Here is a 5,430-nt window from a genome sequence, read left to right as displayed (position 1 = left end):
GTGGCCCCGGCGGCGGCGGCGGACGGGGTGGCGCCCCCTGAACTCTGAGAGCGCCTCCCTGCTGCAGCAGCCTAACCCGGAGCGCTCAAGGTTGTCGTGGCTGCGAATAGCCAGACAAATAGGCTCGGCCCTTGCCGCGGGATTGCCCGCGCCACCCATCGCGGCGCTCTCCCGGGCCAGTCCTCTCCAGAGGCCGCGGAGCGCTGGCCGTCGGGCCATGATCTGAATCAAGCCCGATTGCCGCAGGTCGATACGACGGGCCAGTCCTCGAATTTGCGACACGCCCGGCATTCCCACCCACACTCGCACGAGAAGATCTTCCATGCCCCAGACAGAACGGTTGATCGGCGACCCCGCCGCGGAGATCCGCGTCCAGACCTTCCTGAAGGGCGAGCCGATCACGGCCCTCGCGCAAGGCTGCGTCCATGTGATCGTGTTCTGGGCACCGTGGTGCGGCTCCTGCAAGGTGGCCTTCTCGCATCTCACCGCCCTGCAGGTCCGGCATCCGCAGGTTCCGATCATCGGCGTCGCCGTCGACTGGACGGATCTCGGCGAGCTCGCGGCCTTCGTGCGCGATCACGGCGACGCGATCGGCTACCGGATCGCGGCCGATCTGCCGCTCTCGCCCGGCGAGCGTCAGGGCACGATGGACCGGACCTGGTGCCAGGCGGCCTATAATACCGACGTCCCAACCGCCTTCATCATCGATCGCGACGGCCGGATCGCCTGGATCGGCGATCCCCTGGAGAGCGACGGCCCGCTCGCCGCGGTGGTCGAGGGGCGCTGGGACCTCGCGGCGGCCCGGGAGGCGCAGGAGGCGGTCCTGCAGCGCGACAAGGTGCGGGAGCTCTGGAGACTGGAGGAGGCCGTCGAGCGCCATCTCGCCGCGGGAGACCGCAGCGGCGCCCTGCAGGCTTACGACGCCGCGTTCGCGGCCGATCCCGGCCTCGAGCCGCTCCGAGGTCTGCATAAGTTCGCGCTGCTGCTGCCCGCTCGCGATGCGGCGGCCCTGGATTACGCGCGGCACCTGATCGGGGCGGTCGTCGCGGACCAGATCGAACCGCTCATCCACCTCGGCACCATGCTGGCCGAGGCGGCCGAGCAGGGCACGGGGGCGCCAGACTGGCCTCCGGCTGCCGCGGCCCTGGCGCTGACGGCGATCACCCGGGCGGAGGCCTCCGGCGAAGTGACTCGCACCGACCAGCGGATGCAGCTCGCGGAGGCCGCCGCCCGGGCCCTGCTCGTCGTCGGCCGGACCGGCGAGGCCGCCGCCCGCGCCCGGGCGGCCCGGGCCCTCGCGCCCGCGCCCGCGCCCGACATAGTCCGGGCGGTGATCATCTTCCAACTCGACCAGCTCGTCGCGCGCTGCGACGCGGCCGCCGGGCGCCGCGATGGAGCGACTTGCCGGCTCGACGAGGCGTGACCCGCGGGCGGGAAGCCGACGCGCGACATCCGCGCCGGGGCAGCTGCCGCCTGATTACAGTTGCCGGAAAAACCGGGGCGGTTCAGGTCGAGAAGACGGTGACGCCGGACGCGATCATCAGCCTGGAGGACGGCAAGCCCTACAAGTCGCTCAGGCGCCACCTGAACACGCGCGGCCTCACGCCCGAGCAGTACCCGGGTGAAGTGGGGTCTGCCGTCGGACTACCCGATGGTAGCGGCGAACTACGCCGCCCAGCGCTCCGAGCTCGCCAAGAGCATCGGCCTCGGTCGCCGCACACGGTCGAGTGCGTAATTGGCGGCGCCTCCCCGTTCAAGAAGAGCCCTCTCGCTTGGGCCTGCCCACCCACCCGGCCGGCGGCTGAAAACAACCAAAATTCACACGAGATTTCGGAAAATCCAGAAAGGCGAATGCGGAAAATGGGCGGCGTCGGAAGCGGACGATGGGGTGGTCGGCCAACCGTCGAGAGCGGGCTGACCCTCACCCTCGGCAAGCTCTTGCGCGACGGTATCTGCCGACCGGGCCAGAGCCGAGCCGGCACCCTGACCTGGACCAACACCCGCACCGGCGCCCAACTCGCCTCCATCGCCTACGAGGCCCATCTCGGCGCCGAACACGGCCGCTTGCGCCTGCACTTCACCACCACGCGCTCGAACAGCGAGAAGCGCCACTCGGACGACTGGATCGAGCTCACCACCACGACCCAGCCCTTCGGCGGGCGGCGCTGGTGGTTCATATGCCCCCGCACCGGCGCGCGGGTCGCCAAGCTTCATCTCCCGGGCGGTGCCCTGACCTTCGCGTCGCGTCAGGCTTACAGGCTCGGCTACCGCTCTCAGCGCGAGATGCCGACCGACCGCGCGTTCACCCGCGCCTTCAAGCGGCGCGATCGGCTCGGTGCCGAGGGCGCGATCGGCAACCCCATCTCCAAGCCGAAGGGCATGCACTGGGCCGCCTTCGAGCGAGAGATCGCCAAGGTCGAGGCCGCCGAGGCCGCCGTCACGGCTGTCTCATGGCAATTCCTCAAGAAGCGCGCCGCCCCCTCCCGCCTTGGTTGGATCACAGGCCTCCACGCTCTTGCGCCGCTCCCAGGCAAGGCGCCGCTTCGAGCGGGTGGCCGAGCCGCGCACATAGGTGAAGGGACCCTCATCCTCCGGCACGTCGTGCAGGAACAGCCACGCCTTCATGGTTGGATGAAACGTGTCCATGTGGAGGTCGAGCTGTGGATCGGCTTGTGAGCCGTCGAGCTGGGAGAAGATCGTCTGGATATAAACCTCCGGCTCCACGTCGAAGCTCGCCACGTAGCGCAGCCGACCCTGGAAGCCGGGCATTTCGAGGAGCCGCCGGCAGGCCGGGAGGTGGCGCAGGGTTGCCGGGGTCAGCGGGACGCGTCGCGTGACGGCGTCTCCCTCGCGAAACTGTCTGGCGGGGAGTGCGACCGAGGTGACCTCCTGCACGAGGTCGGCGAAGTGCCCCGGTTCGAGGAAGTCGCGCACCTCGAGGTAGCCCTGCTCATCGAGCTGCCGCTGGTCCTCCGCGCTCACCAGCGAGGCCAGGCGCCGTCGTCTCCGCGCCGTGAGGGCGGTGGCCGTGTTGACGCGCCAGACGTGCAGCCCGCGGCGGTTCAAGGAAGCACTGCCGAGGATCGGATTGCTTCGGAAAGATTTTGCCCCGGTGAGCACCTGGATGGCGTGGATCGGAGCCAGGAGGAGGCGCGAAACTGTAGCAGCCATGTTCGTCACGAAAGTTGCCCAGTGGCAGGCTTGAGCGCCCAGGGCGCCATAATAATGGCGTGAAGGCGCCGTGAACGTACTAACGATACGATGTTTCAGGCTTGCAACTGAGCACATCCCATGTAGATAGATATTAACATACGTCATAAGCCCTACGGCTCAACGATTAACATGTGTCGCGAATTGCAGCCGTAGAGCCTACTCGGCCGGATTAGGGGCTCCGTCGCGATCTCGGCGAGGACGCACCGCTCAAGCTTGCCACGGCGTTCGGCATGATAGGCGGCCTTGGTTGTAGCTCCCGCTCTCAGCAAGGGGGAACGCACTTGGGCAAAATCACCGCAACACTCGTCCAAACGGACGGGTCCGGAGTTTCTCGCGCGGACCGCACTTGGCAGCTGCGTCCATGCGTGAGGTAGGACAATGAACAAGTGTGTACGGACTACTCTGAGTGCCGCCGTGCTCGGAAGCGGGGTGCTCCTGGGCATCGCGTCTGCTCAGGCCATGGGGTATGGCTATGGCGAGTTCGACGCGCCCGAGACCGTCGTGACGCGCCGGACCATCGTCGAGCGGCAGGTTGTTGCCCCACCTCGGCGCGTCGTGCGGGAGGTGATCGTGGAGCGGCCAGTGATCCGCCCCCACCGTGTTGTCCGTAAGGTCGTGGTCGAGCGCCCGGTCGTGTACCGGCCCCGGCGCATCGTTCGCGAGGTCGTGGTCGAGCGGGACGGCTTCTATGGGCCGCGCCGGTTCGGACCACGACCGGTTGGCTACGGCTACGGCCCGGCCTTCGACGCGTACGATTGAGGGCTGGCGCTACACCGAGGCCGGCCCCCGCTGACGGGGCCGGCCGCTCAGTCCTGCGAGGGCGGCGGGCCCTGGGCCGCGAGTTGGGTGTCCTCGCGATCCTGGTCGCGCACCAGCCAGCGCACGGCTCCGAGCGCCAGCGTTGCGGGTTGAGGTGCCGGCCGGAGAAGCGCCCTAATGCGATCTATCCTTCTCGCCACTGCCACGCTCGTGGTGACTTCCCTCCCTGTTGCGGGTCAACCAGCGCAGCGCCTCAGAACAGAGAAGGCCGAGATCATCGTCGAAACCGTCGCGGGCGGTCTCAACCATCCCTGGGGTCTCGCCTTCCTGCCGGATGGACGCATGTTGGTCACCGAAAAGCCGGGGCGCCTGCGCATCGTCTCGGCCGAAGGGGAGATCTCACCTCCGATCGCCAAGACGCCGCAGCCGTCCATTCAGTTCTTGGACGTAGCACTCGATCCCAATTTCTCTGAGAACCAGCTCGTTTACCTCACGTATGTCGAGCCGCGTGGGGGCGGCTTGGCCACGGCGGCAGGACGTGGGCGGCTCAGCACGACCGGTACGACTTTGGAGGGCTTCGAGGTCATCTTTCGGCAGCAGCCGGCCTCGCCGATCGAGGATCACTTCGGATCGCGCCTCGCCTTCACGCCCGACAGCAAGCTCTTCATCTCGACAGGAGACCGTGACGAGCCTGACTCGGCTCAGGATCTCTCTACCCACATGGGCAAGCTCGTCCGCGTCAACCGGGACGGCTCCGTGCCGGCCGACAACCCATTCGTGCATCGTGCAGGAGTTCGGCCAGAGATCTGGTCCTACGGCCATCGAAACATCGAGGGCCTCGCCGTCCAGCCGGGTACAGGCGTCCTCTGGGCGGGGGAGTTCGGGCCGACCGGCGGAGATGAAATCAACATTCCCAAGCCGGGCGGCAACTACGGTTGGCCCTTAGTGAGCTGGGGTGATCACACGGATGGGCGCGTGATCCCGCGGCCGCCGACCCGGCCTGACCTGACGGACGCCATTTATCACTGGACACCATCGGTCTCGTTCTCTGGGATGACGTTCTACACGGGGGCTGCGTTTCCGGCCTGGCATGGAAACCTGCTGCTGGCTGGACTGGCTTCACAGGCCTTGATCCGTCTGACGCTCGCCGGGGCACGTGTCACTGGGGAGGAGCGCATCCCGATGGACGCACGCATCCGGCATGTTGCCCAAGGACAGGATGGCCTTCTCTACCTTCTGACCGACGAGGACCAGGGGCGGATCCTACGTTTCAAGCCGGGCGGCTAAAACTCAGCTTCGACCGTTAGGGCTTGGGTTCAAGCGGTCGTCGCAACACCATCTTGCACGGCAGCCAGCACAGCGTCGAGCGCCTCTGCCGGCGTCTTCCAGTTCAGCGTCTTGCGCGGTCTGCTGTTGAGGGCTGCGGCCACAGCAGCAAGATCGTTCGCGCTGTGGGCG

The 5,430-nt window shown here is 67.5% G+C and carries 5 protein-coding genes and 2 pseudogenes; 4 read left to right on the top strand and 3 right to left on the bottom strand.

The annotated features are described in order from the left end of the window. Positions 1-322: 322 nt before the first annotated feature. Complete coding sequence (locus tag MET2598_RS0118030) at positions 323-1,423, top strand: TlpA disulfide reductase family protein (protein WP_026190798.1); 1,101 nt, start codon at positions 323-325, stop codon at positions 1,421-1,423. Positions 1,424-1,503: 80 nt separating this feature from the next. Beyond that, a pseudogene (locus MET2598_RS43570) lies at positions 1,504-1,735 on the top strand (MucR family transcriptional regulator); the annotation flags it as partial. Between the two features lie 295 nt (positions 1,736-2,030). On the opposite strand, the gene MET2598_RS41250 reads toward MET2598_RS43570, so the two are convergent. Together MET2598_RS41250 and MET2598_RS36790 are read right to left on the bottom strand one after the other, a co-directional pair. Next, the gene (locus MET2598_RS41250; protein WP_018261808.1) at positions 2,031-2,177 is read right to left on the bottom strand and encodes a hypothetical protein; all 147 of its coding nucleotides are present in this window, start codon (positions 2,175-2,177) and stop codon (positions 2,031-2,033) included. Between the two features lie 271 nt (positions 2,178-2,448). Continuing rightward, positions 2,449-3,171, bottom strand: a complete 723-nt coding sequence (locus MET2598_RS36790) for a phytanoyl-CoA dioxygenase family protein (protein WP_236728743.1) — start codon at positions 3,169-3,171, stop codon at positions 2,449-2,451. A gap of 420 nt (positions 3,172-3,591) precedes the next feature. Here MET2598_RS36790 and MET2598_RS0118010 point away from each other — a divergent pair, with 420 nt between their 5' ends. Together MET2598_RS0118010 and MET2598_RS0118005 are read left to right on the top strand one after the other, a co-directional pair. Further along, complete coding sequence (locus tag MET2598_RS0118010) at positions 3,592-3,972, top strand: hypothetical protein (protein WP_036270426.1); 381 nt, start codon at positions 3,592-3,594, stop codon at positions 3,970-3,972. A gap of 177 nt (positions 3,973-4,149) precedes the next feature. Beyond that, on the top strand, positions 4,150-5,259 hold the full coding sequence (locus MET2598_RS0118005) for a PQQ-dependent sugar dehydrogenase (protein ID WP_018261804.1): 1,110 nt from the start codon (positions 4,150-4,152) through the stop codon (positions 5,257-5,259). Between the two features lie 29 nt (positions 5,260-5,288). Here MET2598_RS0118005 and MET2598_RS43780 read toward each other — a convergent pair. Next, positions 5,289-5,430, bottom strand: a pseudogene (locus tag MET2598_RS43780) (IS30 family transposase); the annotation flags it as partial.

The sequence above is a fragment of the Methylobacterium sp. WSM2598 genome (assembly GCF_000379105.1).
In the GTDB taxonomy this organism is placed as follows: domain Bacteria; phylum Pseudomonadota; class Alphaproteobacteria; order Rhizobiales; family Beijerinckiaceae; genus Methylobacterium.
This window is presented reverse-complemented; position numbering and strand designations above follow the sequence as displayed.